At 62.0% G+C, this 18629-nt stretch carries 14 protein-coding genes; 8 read left to right on the top strand and 6 right to left on the bottom strand.

Annotated elements, in window-relative coordinates; translation table 11 throughout:
• Nucleotides 1-106: 106 nt before the first annotated feature.
• Complete coding sequence (ggt, locus tag BLR92_RS18045) at nt 107-1855, bottom strand: gamma-glutamyltransferase (RefSeq protein ID WP_089730675.1); 1749 nt, start codon at nt 1853-1855, stop codon at nt 107-109.
• A 153-nt stretch (nt 1856-2008) separates the two neighbouring features.
• Between ggt and rpe the strand changes: the two genes are divergently transcribed.
• Together rpe and BLR92_RS18035 are read left to right on the top strand one after the other, a co-directional pair.
• Entirely contained in the window at nt 2009-2707 is a 699-nt protein-coding gene (gene rpe, locus BLR92_RS18040) for a ribulose-phosphate 3-epimerase (protein WP_089730674.1), read from the top strand.
• 3 nt (nt 2708-2710) lie between these two features.
• Nucleotides 2711-3013, top strand: a complete 303-nt coding sequence (locus BLR92_RS18035; RefSeq protein WP_089730673.1) for a GIY-YIG nuclease family protein — start codon at nt 2711-2713, stop codon at nt 3011-3013.
• 19 nt (nt 3014-3032) lie between these two features.
• On the opposite strand, the gene BLR92_RS18030 is transcribed toward BLR92_RS18035, so the two are convergent.
• Nucleotides 3033-4331: an NAD(P)/FAD-dependent oxidoreductase gene (locus BLR92_RS18030; protein ID WP_089730672.1), complete on the bottom strand. Its 1299-nt coding sequence runs from the start codon at nt 4329-4331 to the stop codon at nt 3033-3035.
• A 181-nt stretch (nt 4332-4512) separates the two neighbouring features.
• Between BLR92_RS18030 and BLR92_RS18025 the strand changes: the two genes are divergently transcribed.
• The 6 genes from BLR92_RS18025 to trpC all read left to right on the top strand — a co-directional run bounded on the left by BLR92_RS18025 (nt 4513) and on the right by trpC (nt 11151).
• The gene (locus BLR92_RS18025) at nt 4513-5175 is read left to right on the top strand and encodes a phosphoglycolate phosphatase (protein WP_089730671.1); all 663 of its coding nucleotides are present in this window, start codon (nt 4513-4515) and stop codon (nt 5173-5175) included.
• Nucleotides 5176-5412: 237 nt separating this feature from the next.
• Nucleotides 5413-6909 (top strand): anthranilate synthase component I, encoded by a 1497-nt coding sequence (trpE, locus tag BLR92_RS18020; RefSeq protein WP_089730738.1) that lies wholly within the window; start codon nt 5413-5415, stop codon nt 6907-6909.
• A 141-nt stretch (nt 6910-7050) separates the two neighbouring features.
• Nucleotides 7051-8412, top strand: a complete 1362-nt coding sequence (locus BLR92_RS18015) for an APC family permease (protein WP_089730670.1) — start codon at nt 7051-7053, stop codon at nt 8410-8412.
• Nucleotides 8413-8659: 247 nt separating this feature from the next.
• Complete coding sequence (locus tag BLR92_RS18010) at nt 8660-9250, top strand: anthranilate synthase component II (protein WP_089730669.1); 591 nt, start codon at nt 8660-8662, stop codon at nt 9248-9250.
• 36 nt (nt 9251-9286) lie between these two features.
• The gene (trpD, locus tag BLR92_RS18005; protein WP_089730668.1) at nt 9287-10312 is read left to right on the top strand and encodes an anthranilate phosphoribosyltransferase; all 1026 of its coding nucleotides are present in this window, start codon (nt 9287-9289) and stop codon (nt 10310-10312) included.
• 32 nt (nt 10313-10344) lie between these two features.
• Entirely contained in the window at nt 10345-11151 is an 807-nt protein-coding gene (gene trpC, locus BLR92_RS18000; RefSeq protein WP_089730667.1) for an indole-3-glycerol phosphate synthase TrpC, read from the top strand.
• A gap of 128 nt (nt 11152-11279) precedes the next feature.
• On the opposite strand, the gene BLR92_RS17995 is transcribed toward trpC, so the two are convergent.
• The 4 genes from BLR92_RS17995 to BLR92_RS17980 all read right to left on the bottom strand — a co-directional run.
• Entirely contained in the window at nt 11280-12242 is a 963-nt protein-coding gene (locus BLR92_RS17995) for a GGDEF domain-containing response regulator (RefSeq protein ID WP_089730666.1), read from the bottom strand.
• Nucleotides 12243-12269: 27 nt separating this feature from the next.
• Entirely contained in the window at nt 12270-14696 is a 2427-nt protein-coding gene (locus BLR92_RS17990; protein ID WP_175488847.1) for an ATP-binding protein, read from the bottom strand.
• Nucleotides 14693-16147, bottom strand: coding sequence for a substrate-binding periplasmic protein (locus BLR92_RS17985; protein ID WP_139171618.1), 1455 nt, complete (start codon nt 16145-16147; stop codon nt 14693-14695). The genes BLR92_RS17990 and BLR92_RS17985 overlap by 4 nt, the downstream gene beginning before the upstream one ends.
• Nucleotides 16148-16502: 355 nt before the next feature.
• Nucleotides 16503-18629: FAD-linked oxidase C-terminal domain-containing protein (locus BLR92_RS17980; RefSeq protein WP_281242954.1), on the bottom strand; the 2127-nt coding region annotated here is incomplete at its 5' end.

Genomic DNA, 18629 nt, shown 5'->3' with positions numbered 1-18629 from the left:
TCCTTGTTCGCAAAAATGAAACTGCGGCTCGATAGGCCATCGAGCCGCAGTATAGCGTCATGTGCATGCCAAACGAGAGGGTCGGTCATCGACTAGCGCAGAAAAATCACAGCCCGATCGCCGACGAGGTCGAACGGCGCGGGTCGGCGCCACCATAGAACATGCCGTCGCGGATCAGGATCGACTGGGCGGCGCCCATCGCCTCCTGCTGGCTGACGGTGTGGCCCATGGCCTCGAGTAGCGCGATGGTATCGGGGCTGATGCCTTGCTCGATGCGAATCTCGTCGGGCAGCCACTGGTGATGAATGCGCGGCACACTGACCGCAGTCTGAATGTTCATGTCGTGATCGATGACATTCAGCAGGATCTGTAGCGTGGTGGTGATGATCCGCGAGCCGCCGGGGCTGCCGGTGATCAGGAAGTTCTCGCCATCCTTCTTGACGATGGTCGGGGTCATCGACGACAGCATGCGCTTGTTGGGCTCGACCTTGTTGGCTTCGCCGCCGATCAGGCCGTAGGCGTTGGGCACGCCGGGCTTGGCCGAGAAATCGTCCATCTCGTTGTTGAGCAGAAAACCCGCGCCCTCGACGACGATACCCGAGCCATAGCTGAAGTTGATGGTATAGGTGTTGGAAACCGCCAGGCCATTGCCGTCGGCAATCGAAAAGTGAGTGGTCTCGTTGGACTCATAGGGCAGAGGTTTGCCCGGTTCGATTTGCTCGCTGGGCGTGGCCTCGCCCATGACGATCTGGCTGCGCAGCTCGTCGGCGTACGCCTTGGAGGTCAGGCCTTCGAGCGGTACTTCGACGAAATCGGTATCGCCCAGGTATTTCGAACGATCGGCGTAGGCGCGTTTCATGGCCTCGGCCATGACATGAATGGTGCGTGCCGAATTGAAGCCCATCGCGCCGATATCGTAGCCCTCGAGGATGTTCAGCATCTGCACGATGTGTACGCCGCCGGAGGAGGGCGGGCTCATCGCATAAACGTCATAGCCGCGATAGGTACCGTGGCTGGGTTCGCGGATCGCCGGCTGGTAATTGGTCAGATCCTCGTACGTCATCAGGCCGCCATGCTTCTCCATCTCGGCGGCGATCAAGCGGGCCGTCTTGCCTTCATAGAACTCGCGTGGTCCCTGTTCGGCGATGCGCTTGAGGGTCGCGGCCAGGTCGGGTTGACGGAAGATCTCGCCAACCTCGTACAGGCTGCCGTCATCCTTGAAGAACTTCTCGCGCGAGGCATCCCACTGTTCGAGGCGCTCGCGAGTATCGCGGATGCCCGCGACGAAACGCGACGGTACCGGGAAGCCTTCTTCCGCCAGGCGAATGGCCGGCGCCAGCGCTTCGGCCAGGCTCAAGGTGCCGTACTTCTCGAGTGCCAGCGCCAGGCCGGCCACGGTGCCGGGCACGCCGGAGGCATTATGCGTGAAGCGCGACAGGCGTGGCACCGCTTCGCCCTGTTCGTTCTGGAACATTGTCTCGTAGGCCGCCGAGGGGGCCTTCTCACGATAGTCGATGGCGATCACTTCGCCGCTCTTCTCATCGGAAATCAGCATGAAGCCGCCGCCGCCGATATTGCCCGAGCGCGGCTGGGTTACCGCCAGCGCGAAACCCGCGACCACGGCGGCATCGACGGCATTACCGCCTTCGGCGAGAACGTCGTGAGCGACTTCGGAAGCCAGGAAGTGGCTGGTCGCGACCATACCGTTGGTACCCTGTTCCGGGTTGAAGCGCTCACCCTCGAGAATCGCCTGCTGTGCCGATGCCGAGGTGGAAACCGCCAGGCAGCAGAGCGCCCCGGTCAGCGCGAGAATGCCAAGAGGTCGTGAAATCGAGTGTGGACGAAAAACCGCCATGGTCGTCTCCCTGAGTCATGGTTGCGTGAGCTTTAGCATGTCTTAATATCGGCACGAAATACGCCTCGCGCAACTATCCGCCCTCATGGCGGTTGCGCACAGCGCTGGCCAGTGCTGATAGAATGGCGCTTTCCATGCCCCCGACGACGAGCCATGCCCGACGTGAAACCCGACTTCAAGATCGCGCCCTCGATTCTTTCCGCCGACTTCGCACGCCTGGGCCAGGAGGTCGAGGATGTCCTCGCTTCCGGCGCGGACATCGTGCATTTCGACGTGATGGACAATCACTACGTGCCCAATCTGACCATCGGCCCGATGGTCTGCGCGGCGCTGCGCAAGCACGGCATCAGCGCGCCCATTGACGCGCATCTGATGGTCAAGCCGGTGGACCGCCTGATCGGTGATTTCATCGAGGCCGGCGCCAGTTACATCACCTTTCATCCCGAAGCCTCGGAACACATCGACCGCTCGCTGCAGCTGATTCGCGATGGTGGCGTCAAGTCGGGACTGGTATTCAATCCCGCCACGCCGCTGAGCTATCTCGATTACGTCATGGACAAGGTCGATATGATCCTGCTGATGAGCGTCAATCCGGGTTTCGGCGGTCAGTCGTTCATTCCCGGCACCCTCGACAAGTTGCGCGAGGCACGCGCACGCATCGATGCCAGCGGTCGCGCAATTCGCCTGGAGATCGACGGTGGGGTCAAGATCGACAACATCGCCGAGATCGCACGTGCCGGGGCCGATACCTTCGTCGCCGGCTCGGCGGTCTTCAAGGGCCGCCGTGAAGATGATCCAAACCGCTACGACAGCGTGATCCAGGCGTTTCGCGACGAACTGGCGCGCGTCTGAACGATGAATGAGCTGGCGCCGGACGACGAGGGCGGAAATACCGCGAATGGCTGGTTCGTCTACGTAATCGAGACCGCAGCCGGCGCGCTGTATACGGGGATTACCACAGATGTCGGGCGACGCTTTCGCGAGCATGACGGCGGCAAGCGCGGCGCGCGGGCGCTGCGTGGCAAGGGCCCGCTGAGGTTGGTTCATCGCCAGGCGGTGGGCAGTCGCAGCGAGGCGCTGAAGTTGGAAGCGTGGCTGAAAAAACAGCCGGCCGGGGCCAAACGCGCCTGGCTCGATGCCAGGCGCGAAGCGCCCTGATAGGGTTTCTCGAATAAGCTCAGTGCAGCTTCATTCTAGGTTTCAAAAAGCGATTCAAACCGTCGACGACGATGGTCATGGCGGTTTTCAGCGCGCCATGAATGGCGAACTGGTGCATGCGATACAGCGAGGTGTAGAACAGCTTGGCCAGGCGCCCCTCGATGAACAGGCTGCGTGCCGAGGCGCCGCGCATCAGGCTGCCCACGGCGTCGAAATGGGCCAACGATATCAACGAGCCGCGATCGCGAAACACGAACGCCTTGAGCGGTTGGTCGTTGAGCGCCGCGCGCAGATTGCGATAAAGCAGGTTGGCCTGCTGATGCGCTGCCTGGGCGCGTGGCGGTACATTCTTGCCACTAGGCTGCGGGCAGGCGGCACAATCGCCGAGTGCGAAGATTCGCTCGTCGTCGAGGCTCTGTAGTGTCGGCTGCACCTTGATTTGATGGTTGCGCTCGGTGGCCAGGCCCAACTCGGAAAGAAACGCCGGCGCGCGAATGCCGGCGGCCCAGACATTGAGATCGGTCGCGATGCGCTGATCGTCGGCGGTCATGAAGCCTTTCTCGTCGGCAAGGGTGACGCGGGTATCGACGTGGATATTGACGCCGAGTTTCTCGAGTTCACGCTGCACCGTCTTACCGAAGCGTTCCGGCAGGGCGGGCAGCACGCGAGGCGCGGCCTCTATCAAATGCACGTCCAGCTTGCCGCTTTCCAGCGCGGTGAAGCCGTAGTTGTGCAGCATCTCGGAGGCGTCGAACAACTCCGCGGCAAGCTCCACTCCGGTCGCGCCGGCGCCGACGATGCCCACCGACAATCTGGAATCCGCATGGCGTTGCGGATCACTGTAGCGCAGAAAGGTGTTGAGCATGGCCTGGCGGAAGGCTTCGGCCTGCTGCTGGCTGTCGAGGAAGTGGCAGTGATCGGCGACGCCGGGTGTGCCGAAGTCGTTGGAGACGCTACCCACGGCCAGCACCAGGTAGTCGTAACTCAGGCTGCGCGCCGGCAGCACCACGTTACCGTCGTCATCGAAAATCGCTGCCATAGTCAGGGTGCGGGCATCGCGGTCCAAGGCGCTCAAGGTGCCGCTCTGGTAACGGTAGCCGTGCGCCCTGGAATGGCCCTGGTAGGAAACTTCGTCGAGGCCGGAATCGAGAACGCCGGTGGCGACTTCGTGTAGCAGCGGTTTCCAGATGTGGGTGCGATTGCGATCGACGAGCACGATCTCGGCCTGCTTGCGCTTGCCGAGCTTGCGTCCGAGCCGGGTTGCCAGCTCGAGTCCGCCCGCGCCTCCGCCGACCACCACGATGCGTGGGGTAGCCATGGGGGCTCCTTCGAGGTGTGAAAAGAAAAACGTCGTAAAATGCGGCGCCAGGGTCAGACGATTAGCGTCAAGGGTGCCGTGCTGGTAGCGGCGCCAGTTGTCTTTAGCATATTCTCTATGGCTGTCGATTCCTACATTGTTATACCAAAAAGTCCTATTGCTTTTGTGATTTGGAGGTCGTATGCCGCATCTCGCTGGAATTCGCCTGGTGGCCTTCGATCTGGATGGCACGCTGATCGATTCGCTGCCGGATCTGGCCGTCGCGGTGGATGCCATGTTGCTCGAGCTCGATATGCCGGCCGCCGGCGAGGCCAAGGTGGGCGGTTGGGTGGGCAACGGCTCGCACAAGCTGATCGAGCGTGCGTTACACGATGCGCTGGGGGAAATGCCCGATGATGCTCGCCTGACGGCAGCCCATGAGCGATTTCTGGACTATTACGCCGAGGCGCCCAGCGCACGCACTCGCGTCTACCCTGGCGTGCATGAAGCGCTTGCGGCGTTGCGCGAGCGTGGCGTCATCGTGACGCTGATTACCAACAAACCGCAGGCCTTTATTGCGCCGATTCTCGAGTCGCTGGCACTGGCCGGCTATTTCGACTTGACCCTGGGTGGTGACTCGCTGCCGCGCAAGAAACCCGACCCGGCGCCACTGTTGCATGTGGCCGAGCATTTTGGGGTCGCGCCGCAGCATTGTTTGATGGTTGGCGACTCGCGCCACGACATCGATGCCGGCAAGCGCGCGGGGTTCCATACCCTGGCGGTGCCTTATGGCTATAATCACGGTGAACCGGTATCCACGAGTCGCCCGGGCGCGATGGTTGAATCGCTGGCACAACTCGTTTAGGGTTTGAATTGAAGTTGCTGGAAACGTCTTAAAATCAATAAGATTCGGTAATCTGGCAATAACGAACCCATCCGGAAGCCTGCATGACGTTCACTGCCCGCCATTTCCCCCAGGTAACCAGCACGCTGATACGTGAAGTCAAACGTTGGCGATGGTGACGCTACCCTTGTCGCTGCGATAACCCAGCGTTTTTTCAACGTATTCCCCTCACGTTTCCTGAAGGATTAGTCGGTCATGATGACTTCCGAGCGCTTCGCCGAACTGGCGCAAGCCGGTTATAACCGCATTCCGGTCACCCGCGAGGTGCTGGCCGATCTCGATACGCCGCTTTCCACCTATCTCAAGCTGGCCGATGCGCCCTGGACCTTCCTGCTCGAGTCGGTGCAGGGCGGTGAAAAATGGGGCCGCTATTCGATCATCGGCCTGCCGTGCCACGAGCGCATCGAAGTGCGCGGCTATCAGGTTCGTCATGTCATCGATGGCGAGCAGGCCGGCATCACCGAGGTCGACGACCCGCTGGCCTGGATCGAGCAGTTCCAGGCGCGTTTCAAGGTGCCGCGTCTCGACGATCAACCGCGTTTCGACGGTGGCCTGGTCGGCTACTTCGGTTACGACACCATTCGCTACATCGAGCCACGCTTGCGTGGCCCCCATGTGGAGGCCAAGCCCGACCCCATCGGTGTGCCGGATATCCTGCTGATGGTGTGCAACGAACTGGTGGTGTTCGATAACCTTTCCGGTCGCCTGACCTTGTGGACGCATGCTGATCCGAGCGAGGTCGATGCCTTCGAGCATGCCGTCCAGCGCCTCGAGTCGTTGGAGGCTGACTTGCGCGGCGCCCGATTGAATTCTGCCAGCCCAGGGACCGGTAGCGCGGCGGTGGAAGAGGGGCACTTCACCTCGGGTTTCACCGAGGAAGGCTTCAAGGCGGCGGTGGAGAAGATCAAGGGCTATGTGTTGGCCGGCGACGTCATGCAGTGCGTGCCGTCGCAGCGTATGTCGATTCCATTTCGTGCGCCGCCACTGGATCTATACCGTGCGCTGCGCAGCCTCAATCCGTCGCCATACATGTTTTTCTTCAACCTCGCCGACCACCAAGTAGTCGGCTCGTCGCCGGAGATACTCACCCGACTCGAGGACGGCGAGGTGACCGTGCGGCCAATCGCCGGCACGCGTAAGCGCGGGCGCAACGAGGAGGAGGACCGGGCGCTCGAGGCCGATCTGCTGGCCGATCCCAAAGAAATCGCCGAGCACGTCATGTTGATCGACCTGGGGCGCAACGATGTCGGTCGAATCAGCGAAACCGGCTCGGTGACGGTCACCGATAAAATGGCCGTCGAGCGCTACTCGCATGTCATGCATATCGTTTCCAACGTGACCGGGCGCCTGAAGCCGGGCTTCACGGCGATGGACGTGCTGCGCGCGACCTTTCCCGCCGGGACGCTGTCCGGTGCGCCGAAGATCCGCGCCATGCAGATCATCGATGAACTGGAGCCGGTCAAGCGGGGCGTCTATTCGGGCGCCGTGGGGTATCTATCCTGGCACGGCAACATGGATACCGCGATCGCCATTCGCACCGCGGTGATCAAGGACGGCGAGTTGCATATTCAGGCCGGGGCCGGGATCGTCGCCGATTCGGTGCCAGAGCTCGAATGGCAGGAGACCCTCAATAAAGGCCGGGCACTGTTTCGCGCCGTAGCCATGGCCGAGCGCGGCCTGGACAATCTCGACTGATTTTCGCGTATCAGCGCTTATCGCTTAATAAGGACTTTGGCGCCAGGCTATCTATACTCTTCTTAGATAACGGCCCGTATGGGAGGGCATGACGGTGCGGGCGGTTGGCTGGTTTTCAACCAGACTCCAGGGAGAGGATCAATGGCCAAACCGGAATCGGTGACAGGCGAAGGTGCGCAAACCGGCGAATCCTCGGGCAAGCTGAGCCGCTCGGTCAGCACGCCGCTACTGCTGGCCTTCGTGACCGGCAATATCGTCGGCGCGGGTATTTATGTGGCGCCGGGCGAAGTCGCCGCGCAAGTCGGCGGTGGCATCTGGCTGCCGTTTCTGATCGCCTTCGTGGTGGCGCTGCTGACCGCCTTCTCCTACGCGGAACTGGTCTCGAAATACCCGCGTGCCGGTGGCGCGGCGCTGTTCGTTCACCGCGGGTATCGGATTCCCATCTTCTCGTTTCTGGCCGCTTTCGCCGTCATGTGCAGTGCACTGGCGTCGGCCAGCGGCATCGCGCACGCCTTCGGCGGCGACTACCTGGAAACCTTCATCGACTTGCCGGAGATCGCGGTGGCGGTCGTGTTCATCCTGATACTGGCGTTGATCAATTATCTGGGCATCCTGGGCTCGGCACGCTTGAACATGGTGCTCACCATTATTTCGGTCATTGGTTTGCTGGTGGTCATCGTGGTCGGTATCGCGGCCATCGCCCAGGGCCAGGCGGACTTCAGTCAGCTGCTTTCCTTCGATGCACCAGGTGGCGAAGAGGTCGGTGGGCTGGTGATCATCGGCGCCGCGACGGTCGCCTTCTACGCGCTAATCGGTTTCGAGGACTCGGCGAACATGGCCGAGGAGGCGAAAGATGCCAGCCGTGCTTACCCGCGCGCGCTCTTCGGCGGTCTGCTGTTGGCGGGCGGGCTCTATATAGCGGTGTGCCTGGTCGCGGCGATCGTCGTGCCGGCGGGTACCCTGGCCGGCTCCAGCGGGCCGCTTCTCGAGGTCGTCAACGCCGGGCCGATCCCCATTCCTCCGGCGCTCTTTTCCATCGCTGCGCTGGTCGGGATTACCAATACCGCGCTCATCAACCTGATTATCGCCTCGCGGGTATTGTATGGCATGGGCTGCGAAGGGGTCCTGCCTTCGGCGTTCGGTAAGGTCGATCCCAGGCGTCGCACGCCGGTCGTGGCGATCGTGTTTACCACCGCGCTGGCATTGGTCCTGGCGCTGACCGGCGATTTCGGCGATCTGTCGAAAACGACCGTATTGTTGCTGCTGGCGATCTTTGCGATCGTCAATGTGACCACGCTGGTCCTGCGTCGGGATCGGGTGAGTCATGAGCACTTTACGGCCCCCTTCGTTATCCCGATCCTCGGCGCGCTCACCTGTGTGATTCTGCTGACCCAGCAACAACCGGGCATCTGGCTGAGGGCGGTGATCCTGGTGGCGATCGGACTCGTGCTGTATTTGGGCAATCTCGCTTTCAAGAGGCGTGCTGGCGAGGTGTCCGTTTAAATTACCCAGTGCTGGACGGTTTTTGCGCATCCGGGGGCAGTCAGCGGCCCTGGTGCCTTGACAGGCCGTGCGGCCGGCCGCAGTATTAGGCGCATGAAACTATCAGTACAGTCACATTCAAGCCTGCAGTGGTGGCGCGCTTAACACAGCGCGGCGCTATCCTCGTAGGAATGAAAAGGCCGCCGCGAGGGCGGTTTTTTTGTGTCTGTGATATTGATTATATGTTTTATTTCAAAGGGTTATCGTTATGCCTGTGTTGATGATCGACAATTACGATAGTTTTACCTTCAATATCGTACAGTACCTGGCCGAACTGGGTGCCGAGGTCGAGACTCATCGCAACGATGCGCTTTCGCTGGACGATATCGAACGCCTGGCGCCGAGCCATATCGTCATTTCCCCGGGGCCTTGTACGCCCAACGAAGCGGGCATTTCGCTCGAGGTGATTCGCCATTTCGCCGGCAAACTGCCGATACTCGGGGTGTGCTTGGGCCATCAGGCGATTGGCCAGGTGTTCGGTGGCGAGGTGGTGCGTGCACCACAGGTTATGCATGGCAAGACGTCGAAGATTCGCCATCGCGGCGAGGGTGTGTTCAGCGGTCTCGACGATCCGCTGGAAGTGACCCGCTACCATTCACTGGTAGTGGCCGCCGAGAGTTTTCCGGATGAACTCGAAGTCACCGCCTGGGTCGATGACGGCGACGTGACTCCGGGGCTGATCATGGGGTTGCGCCATCGAACCCTGGATATCGAGGGCGTGCAGTTTCATCCCGAGTCGATCCTGACCCGTCAGGGACACCAGTTATTGGCCAATTTTCTCGAGCGCTCGCGTTCCTGATACGATTTTCAGCGCCGCTACCCAAGGAGACCCAAGATGCAGATGCGAGAGGCAATCGACGCGGTGATGCGCGGTCGAAACCTGAGCTACGCCGACACCCACGCGGTGATGCACGACATCATGACCGGCGAAGCCAGTGACGCGCAGATCGGCGGTTTTCTGATTGGCCTGTCGATGAAGGGCGAAACGGTCGATGAAGTGGCGGCGGCGGCTCAGGTCATGCGCGAGTTGATGACCCCGGTCAACGTCGAACTCGATGACCTGGTGGACATCGTCGGCACCGGCGGCGACGGCGCCAACCTGTTCAATGTCTCCACCGCGTCGAGCTTCGTGGTCGCCGCCGCTGGCGGGCATGTCGCCAAGCATGGCAATCGCAGCGTGTCGTCGTCGTCGGGTAGCGCCGATCTGTTCGATGTCGCCGGTATCAAGCTGGATCTCGATCCCGAGCAGGTGGCGCGTTGCATCGAGCAGATCGGTGTCGGTTTCATGTTCGCGCCCATGCATCATCAGGCGATGCGTCATGCCATCGGACCACGCCGTGAAATGGGCGTGCGCACCATCTTCAACATTCTTGGCCCATTGACCAATCCGGCCAGTGCACAGCATCAGTTGCTGGGCGTCTATCAGCCGAGCCTGGTGCCGCTGATGGCCGAGGTGTTGGGGCGGCTGGGTAGCCGGCATGTATTGGTGGTTCACTCCGAGGATGGCCTGGATGAAATATCGCTGGCGGCGCCGACCCGAGTCGCCGAACTCAAGGGCGGCGAAATCAGCGAATACGTGATCACGCCCGAGGAACTCGGCATTGCGCGCCAGTCGCTGGATGCGCTCAAGGTGGTGACCGCCGAAGACAGCCTGCGGCTGGTCAAGGAAGCGCTGGCAGGCGAGGGCGCGGCGGCGGATATCGTCGCGCTGAATGCCGGTGCGGCACTGTATGCGGCCGGCATCGCCGACAACCTCAAGGAGGGCGTGGCATTGGCGCAGGATGCTCAGGATTCGGGAATGGCGCTTGAAAAAATGCGCGAACTGGCCAATTTCAGCCGCGTTTTCATCGATCATCAGTAGGCCTGGCGCCAGGCCCTCTCAGGAAGATTGCCATGAGTTCACACGACAAGATACCCACCATTCTGGCCAGGATTCTGGCGCGCAAGGAACAGGAAGTCGCCGAGCGCCGCGCGCGGGTGAGCGAGGCAGCGTTGCTTGAGCGCGCTCGCGAACAGAGCGCGCCGCGCGGCTTTATCGAGGCGCTGAACCGGACCATTGCCGATGGTGACCCGGCGGTGATCGCCGAAATCAAGAAAGCCTCGCCGTCGTGCGGGGTGATCCGCGAGGACTTCCAGCCGGCGGAGATCGCCCGCGCCTATGCCGAGGCCGGTGCCAGTTGTTTATCCGTACTCACCGATGCCGATTTCTTCCAGGGTCACGAGGATTACCTGATCGCCGCGCGTGACGCCTGCGGGCTTCCGGCGATCCGCAAGGATTTCATCGTCGACGGCTATCAGCTCAGCGAGGCGCGGGCCATCGGCGCCGACTGCGTGCTGCTGATCGTCGCCGCCCTCGACGATGCACGCATGCAGGACCTGCACCGCCAGGCGAACGAGTTGGACATGGACGTACTGGTGGAGGTCCACGATGCCCATGAACTGGAGCGCGCCCTGGCGCTCGATCTGTCGTTGGTGGGTATCAACAATCGCGATTTGCACAGCTTCGAGACCAGCCTCGAGACGACATTCCAGTTGCTGTCACGCGTCCCGCAAGACGTTACCGTGGTCACCGAATCGGGCATCAATACGCGCGGCGATGTCGAGCATATGCGCGAATACAACGTGAATGGCTTTCTGGTTGGCGAGGCGTTCATGCGCGAGGAAGATCCGGGCGCCGCGTTGAGGCGGTTGTTCTTCTAGTCTCTATCTGAAAACTGCCTGCGCTTGGCCATACGGCGTAAAAAATCGGCTCAAAGTACTCATTTACTTTATGTAAACTCCGCCTTTTCTCCGATTTTTGCCTTTTCTGGCCTTCGCTCGTCGACTTTTCAGACAGAGCCTAGCGGCTGGCTGCTCTGGGTCGTCCCGCTGTCAGAGACCACGCGATTGCGTCCCTCGCTCTTGGCTTTCAGCAACGCGGCATCCGCCCGGCCAAGCAGTTCGTCGATGCCGATGCCACTCGCCGAGGAACTGGCGCAGCCGATACTCACCGATAGCTTGGCCGGGTCGCGATTTTCCAGACGCAGCGCCGTATTGGCGATCGTCAGCCTCAGCCGCTCGGCGATTGTGACTGCTTCGTCGAGCAGGGTATTAGGCAGCAGGATAACGATCTCGTCGCCGCCGAATCGGGCGACCATGTCGGTGGGGCGCAGCAGTCCCTGACACAGCGTGGCGATCTGGCACAGGGCGCTGTCACCCGCGCTATGGCCATAGCGGTCGTTGATTTCCTTGAAACGGTCGACATCGAGCAGCAGCGTGGAAACCGTATTGCCGCGCGTACCGGCTTGGTCGAGGGCGCGATTGGCGCAAGCGTAGAAATGTCGCCGGTTGGCAATGCCGGTGAGCACGTCGGTGGTGGCCAGGCGCTCCATCTCGTTGAGTGACGCCTGTAAGCGGTCGTGCATTTCCACCAATCGCCGACCGACGGCAAGGCGGGCTTGCAGCTCACCGGGGCTGATCGGTTTGCTCTGGAAGTCGTGGGCGCCATTGTCCAGTGCATGCACCAGGTCGCTCTCATCGCGCTTGCTGGTGGACAGGATGGTGTAGACCAACGGCGCGTCGACGCGTTGATCGAGGCGCCGACACAGCTCGATGCCATCGATGCCCGGCATCATCCAGTCGAGAATCGCGATATGCGGCGGGCTCTCGACATTGAGCGCCTGCCACGCCTGGAGTCCATTCTCGACTTCGATGACCCGATGCCCCCAGCGCTCGAGCATGCGCCGCAGTAACCGGCGAGGCACGCGATCGTCGTCGGCAATGAGGATTTCCAGCGAGGCATCGGTGGTCATGTCGGTACTTGTCCTGTTCGATACTGTTTATTGTCTTTCTTGACGTGGGGCGCTTAGCGCGGCGCGTTGGTCATGCAAGGCGTCGCAAAGTGCCGCCACTGCCTTAACCAGCATCGGCTGGCGCTCGCGGCAGTCGTCGAGTTCGCCATGTCGGGCCAAGGCTTCCAGTTCCCGGGCGAGTTTTTCGAGTTGCTGGCCACCGACACTACCGGCGATTCCGGCGAGCGAATGCAGGCTCAGGATAGCCGCTTGTCCATCCTGATGCTCGAGCGCGCTGGTGGCCTCGCGCAGTCTTTCCGGCATATCGTTCAATGTCATATCGATGATTTCCTCGATGACCTCGAGCTGGCCTTGAGCGACGCTGGACAAATGGCGTTCGTCGAGTACCTGAGGAGCGGCGGGCTCATCGGCAGGCGGCGAGGGCGGTGCGTCGATCGGCGTGCCGGTTGTCGCCAGATAACGAGTCAGTAGCGTATGCAGCGCATGGCGAGTGATCGGCTTGGCGAGATAGTCGTCCATGCCGGCATCCAGGCAGCGCTGGCGATCCTCGCGCATCGCCAGGGCGGTCATCGCGATGATCGGTACATGCGCGCCGCTGTCGGCCTCCAGCAGGCGTAGCCGACGGGTGGCCTCCAGGCCATCCATCACCGGCATATTGGCGTCCATGAGAATGGTGTCGTGAACGCCGGGGCGGTAATCGTCGAGCGCGCGTTGGCCGTTATCCGCGGTATCGACGCGACAGCCGAGGCTTTGCAGCAGCTCCCGCGCGACGCGCTGATTGGTGCGGTTATCCTCGACCAGCAGTACATGCGCAGCGAAGCTGGCCAGGGGCGCCGCCGTTTGGGCGGGGGCCGAGTCATCTTGCTTGACGGTGTCGGCAAGACACGCCAAGTGCAGTGTAAAGAAGAAAACCGATCCCTTGCCCGGCTGACTGGCTACCCCGAGATGCCCGCCCATGAGTTCGACCAGTTCGCGGCTGATCGCCAAGCCCAGGCCGGTCCCGCCGTAGTGGCGGGTCACGGAACCGTCGGCCTGGGTGAATTTATCGAAGATCGCCTCGCGCGCGCGGTCATCGATACCGATACCGGTGTCCTCTACCTCGAAACGCAGCGTCGCCTGCCGTTCGTCGCGCCGCTTGACGATCAGGCGAATGCATACACGCCCTTGATGGGTGAACTTGACGGCGTTGCCGGCCAGGTTGGTCAGTACCTGGCGCAAGCGAACCGGATCACCCATCACCTGGCGTGGTGCATTGGTGTCGTAATCGAGTGCGATATCGAGTGGCTTGTCGACGGCCTGGCCTTCGGCCAGATGGCGAACCTGCTCCATCCTGTCGTGCAGATCGAAGGCGATGTTTTCGAGCTGCAGATGGCCGGCCTCGATCTTGGAAATATCCAGCACATCGTTGAGCAGGGCCAACAGCCCTTCCGCGGAACTCGAAAGCGTGGCCAGGTAATCCCGCTGATGTTCGCTCAGTGGCGTTTGCTTGAGCAGTTCCACCATGCCGACCACGCCATTCATCGGTGTGCGGATCTCGTGCGACATATTGGCCAGAAATTTACTCTTGGCCTGGGTGGCGGCCTCGGCCTGCTCCTTGGCCAGGCGCAACTCGTGGGTGCGTGCGGCGATGCGCTCTTCCTGATAGGTGGTCAGCGTCTCGAGCCGTTGGGTCTTTTCGACCAGTTCCGACTGCTTGCCCCCGAGCTCGGAGGCCATGCGATTGAAGGTATCGGCAATCGCGCCCACCTCGTCGCGCGAATCAACCTGCGCGCGAGCGTTCAGGTCGCCGGCCCGCAATTCGTCCATGGTATGACGCAGCCGCCCCAGCGGCGTGAGCAGAACGCGACGAATGACCAGCGTCAGTAGCAGGATCAGTACGATATCGAGCACAACGATCTGTATCAGCAGATCGTGCAACGATGCACGCAAGGCTGCCTGCAGCGGTCGCGTGGTGACATACACATCGATTTTGCCGATACGCTTGCTCTTGTTGCCAAACCCCGATTTGTAGATACCGCTGCTGGCGACGATTCGCTCGCCGGGGAGCGTCTCCGGTATCGCCGGCACCGGGGACATGATGCCTTTTTCATGCCACATGGCTAGCCAGGTGGCCCCGGGTCGATCATCGTCGGCGCTCAGCGGCTCGGTGATTTCGACACCCAGTAGCGAGCGCTCGCTCATGAAGGCGTGTGCAATGGTCCTCGCCGCGCCCTTGTCGAGATCCCACAGGGGGACGCTCATGGCGGCGGCGAGCACCTGTGCGCTGCGTTCGGCATCGCGTGCGAGTTGTTGGGTCAATTCTTCCTGCGTCTCGTGGAATTTGACCCAGGTGAACAGCGCCAGGGTCGCCGTGGTGCCGAGCACGACGATGAGTACCAGCTTGGCGGCCAGGGTGTGGTGCGGCCGCCGCCTGGCCAGTGCCCGCATGGCGCTCAATGCAGCGAGACGGCTCATGGCGAGGCGTTCCGATAGGGTGCGTTTTGCCAGCGCTGCTGAATCCGCGCCAGGGTGCCGTCCTTGCGCATGGCATCCAGCGTTTGTTGCCATAGCGCAACGACTTTTTTGGGCGTATCGAGAGAGAAGGCGATGTAGTGAGCGACTTCATAAAGGGTGTAAACGGGCTCGAAGCCGTTCGCGTCATGCCCACTCAGGGCGATGATGACGCGTGCATTCTCCTCCGCCGAGGCCCAGAGCTGAATGCGGCCGGCCTTCAGGTTGCGCAGTGCGGCGGTCGGCGAGCGGTGGCCATAGAGATTGGTGAAGCCGTGATCGCTGAGGAACTGCTCGCCGGCATCGTCCTCGTAGGTGCCGATGCTGCCTAGTTGGCGGGCATCCTCGAGACTGGTCACGGTCAGATTGGCGTCGCTGCGCGCGTAGAGGTGGACCCTCGAATGCCCGATGGGCCCGACCCACTGGAAAAGGCCTTCACGTTCGGTCGTGCGCGCCGTGGTGAACAGGCCGACATTGGCCGACTCGAGTGCCGTCTGGTAGCCACGCGTCCAGGGGACGAACTGGATAGGCGCGTCATGCGAGAGGCGGCGCTGGATTTCATGCACGATATCCACCGACTTGCCGGTAGGTTTGCCATGCTGCGTGAAGTTGAAGGGAGGAAGCTCCTCGGTATAGAGCTGCAAGGGGTGATTGGTCAGTTCCGGGGAGGGGATCAGCGCGGCCATGCGTGTCGGCAATGGCTCGTTCGGTAGCCATTGGCGATGTAGCCGAGCGAAGGTGCCATCGCGGGCCATGGCATCCAGCGCGTGCTGCCAGCGCGAGACGATAGCCGGCGAGGTCTGTTTCGAGAAGGCGATATAAATGGGCTCGCTGTGAATAACCAGCGCGCGCTCGATGGCATCGGGTGAGCGGCCGAGCTGACGCATGACGCTGGGCGCCGAGAGGTTGGAATCCAGCCAGACATCGACCCGCCCCTCCAGCAGCTTGCGGGCCCCGCTGATCAACTTGGTGGAGCTGTCGAGATTGGTGAAGCCGCGCTCGATGAGAAACTGCTCGCGGACATCGTCACGGTAGGTGGCGATGGCATCGAGTTGGCGGGCCTCGTCCAAGTCTTCCAGCTCGAGTGGCGAGTCCGCTCGCTTGTAGAAGACGAAAGCGAGATTGGTGAGCGGGCCGACCCATTGGAAAAGAGCCTCGCGCTCGCTACTGCGCGCGGTAGAGAATAACGCCACATTGGGGCGTTCCTGCAACGTATGGTAACCACGCGCCCAGGGCACCATCTGTATCGGGTACTCGATGCCGAGACGCCGCTGGATTTCCCGGATCATATCGACGGAAAGTCCGCGAATCTCGCCGTTTTCGGTAAAGTTGAGGGGTGGCAGTTCTTCCGTGAGTAAATGTAGCGCAGGGGCCTCGCTATTTTGCGCCACTGGCTGCTCAGGCGCGGCATTCACGAACCCTGCGACAAGGACGATGACCAGCAAAAGGCATTGCCACAGCCGCCGATAGCGGTTTTGAAATAGCGGATATGTTTCCAAGGCGAGCCCTCCGCACAGATGTGCCGTTTCCGGTGCGGCGAATTGCCCGCGAGGATGATGCGCTGTGTCATGGCTGAGTCAAGAAAGCCTTTCGCAGACGAATACCTGACACCGGTCATGCTTTTTATTGAATATCGGCCTCAAACGCCAAAGATTAAGCCTAGTGAGAGGTAGGCGCACTTCCATGTGACGCATATCAGTCAACGCTTACGCTCGGGGTGGGGTGTAATGATGCGCGCGGGGCACCCAGGCGGGTGCCCCGGTCGGTGGGTCAGGCCCGTTTGATCGCTGTCAGCAGGCCTTGCAGCGGATGCGCCAGAGGTGTGTCGGACAGGCGTTTGGCCTGGCTGCGACAGGAGTAACCGGTGGCCAGCAGCTTCCCGGCATTGGTTTCGTCTTCGACCAGCGCCTGCCATGAGAGGCCGTAGATGGTCTTCGACGTTTCGACGTTGCGCGCTTCGTGGCCATAAGTGCCGGACATGCCGCAGCAGCCGGTATCGACGAGTTCGAGTTCCAGGCCGAAGGCGGCGAACACTTGCTGCCAGGCCTTGGGCGAGCCGGGCGCATTGGTTTTCTCGGTACAGTGCGAGAGCAGGCGGAAACCCGGGTCGTCGATCGCGACGTCGCTGGGTACGAGCCGCTGGCCCAGCGTCACCAGCCATTCCTGCAACAGCAGGACATCCGGTGTGGCCTCCGGCCCCAGCGCCTTGGCGTATTCCTGGCGATAGGTCAGCGTCATCGCCGGGTCGATGCCGACCAGCGGCACACCGAATTCGGTCAGGCTGCGCAGGCGCCGCGCCTGTTTTTCGGCGGTACGCTCGAACGCGCCGAGAAAGCCCTGCACGTTGAGCGGCTTGCCGTTGGCGCTGAATGGGGCGACGAACACGCGGATATCCAGGCGCGACAGCAGCTCGACGATGTCCATCACCAGCCGGGACTCGAAGTAGCTGGTGAAGGCGTCCTGGACCAGGACCACACTGCGTGCCTTCTGCTGCTCGGTAAGCAGGCCCAGGCTGGTCGGTGTGGCTTCGCTGATGCCCCAGGCGGCGAGCTGTTTCTTGAGGCTGGCCCGCGAGATCAGCGGGCTATCGACCATGCCGATGTGCCTGGCCATCAGCCGCTCGATCAGGCGGTTTTGCAGCGCGGCGTTATACAGCGGGGCGATCGACGCCAGATGCGGAATCATGAACTCGAGCCCGCCGATCAGGTAATCGCGTAGCGGGCGCTGGTAGCGGCCGTGGTAGACCTCGAGGAACTGCGAGCGGAATTCCGGCACGTTGACCTTGACCGGGCACTGCCCGGCACACGACTTGCAGGCCAGGCAGCCGGCCATGGCGTCGTAGACCTGATGCGAGAAATCCGCTTCGCCGCGCCGCTGCTGGATCGAGTTTTTCACCCGCAGCGGAAAGTCGCGAATAAAGCCCCAGGCGCCTTCGGCTTTCTTCTTGCGCGATTCCTCGACCACGTCGATACCCGTGTTGCCTTGCAGGCGCAGCCATTCGCGCATCAGGCTGGCGCGTCCCTTGGGCGAATGGATGCGTTCCCGCGTGGCCTTCCACGACGGGCACATGGCGTCATCGGGGTCGTAGTTGTAGCAGGCGCCGTTGCCATTGCAGTAGACCGCGCTGGCATGCGCCTGCCAGACACGTTCGTCGATCTGGCGGTCGAGCTGGCCGCGCGTGGGTACGCCATCGATGGTTAGCAGGCCCGGATCGACGAGTCGGATCGCTTCTTCAGTGGCCGTGGTACCGGTCGTGGGTGCTCTACCCGTGGCTTCGGACGGGATAGAAGGCCCCGCGGTCTCGGGCGGGTTAGAGGGCTCCACGTCTTCGGGTGGAGTGGAAAGAGACGACGGTGTGGCGATCTTGCCCGGGTTCAATTGATTGCGCGGATCGAAGGCCGTCTTCAAGCGCTGCAGCGTGGGGTAGAGCTCGCCGAAGAACGTCGGTGCGTATTCCGAGCGCACGCCCTTGCCGTGCTCGCCCCATAGCAGGCCGTGGTACTTGTGGGTCAGTTCGGCGACCTCGTCGGAGATTTCACGCACCAGGCTTTCCTGCTCGGGGTCCTTCATGTCGATGGCCGGGCGCACATGCAATACGCCGGCATCGACGTGGCCGAACATGCCGTAATCGAGGCCCCGCGCATCCAGCGCGGCGCGGAACTCGGCGATGTAGTCGGCGAGATGCTCGGGCGGCACGGCGGTGTCTTCGACGAACGGGATCGGGCGCTTCTCGCCCTGGACGTTACCCAGCAGGCCCACGGCGCGCTTGCGCATGGCATAAACCTTGCCGACCTGCTCGCGGCCGCAGGCCAACGTATAGCCGAGGCGTTCGACCTGGGTATCCGCTGACAGGTGCCGGGTGAAGGCGTCGATTCGGGCGCTGAGCTCGTCCGGGTC

Source organism: Modicisalibacter muralis (assembly GCF_900102945.1).
Classification (GTDB): Bacteria; Pseudomonadota; Gammaproteobacteria; order Pseudomonadales; family Halomonadaceae; genus Modicisalibacter; species Modicisalibacter muralis.
The sequence above is the reverse complement of the archived record's forward strand: the minus strand, read 5'-3'. Positions and strand labels throughout refer to the sequence as shown.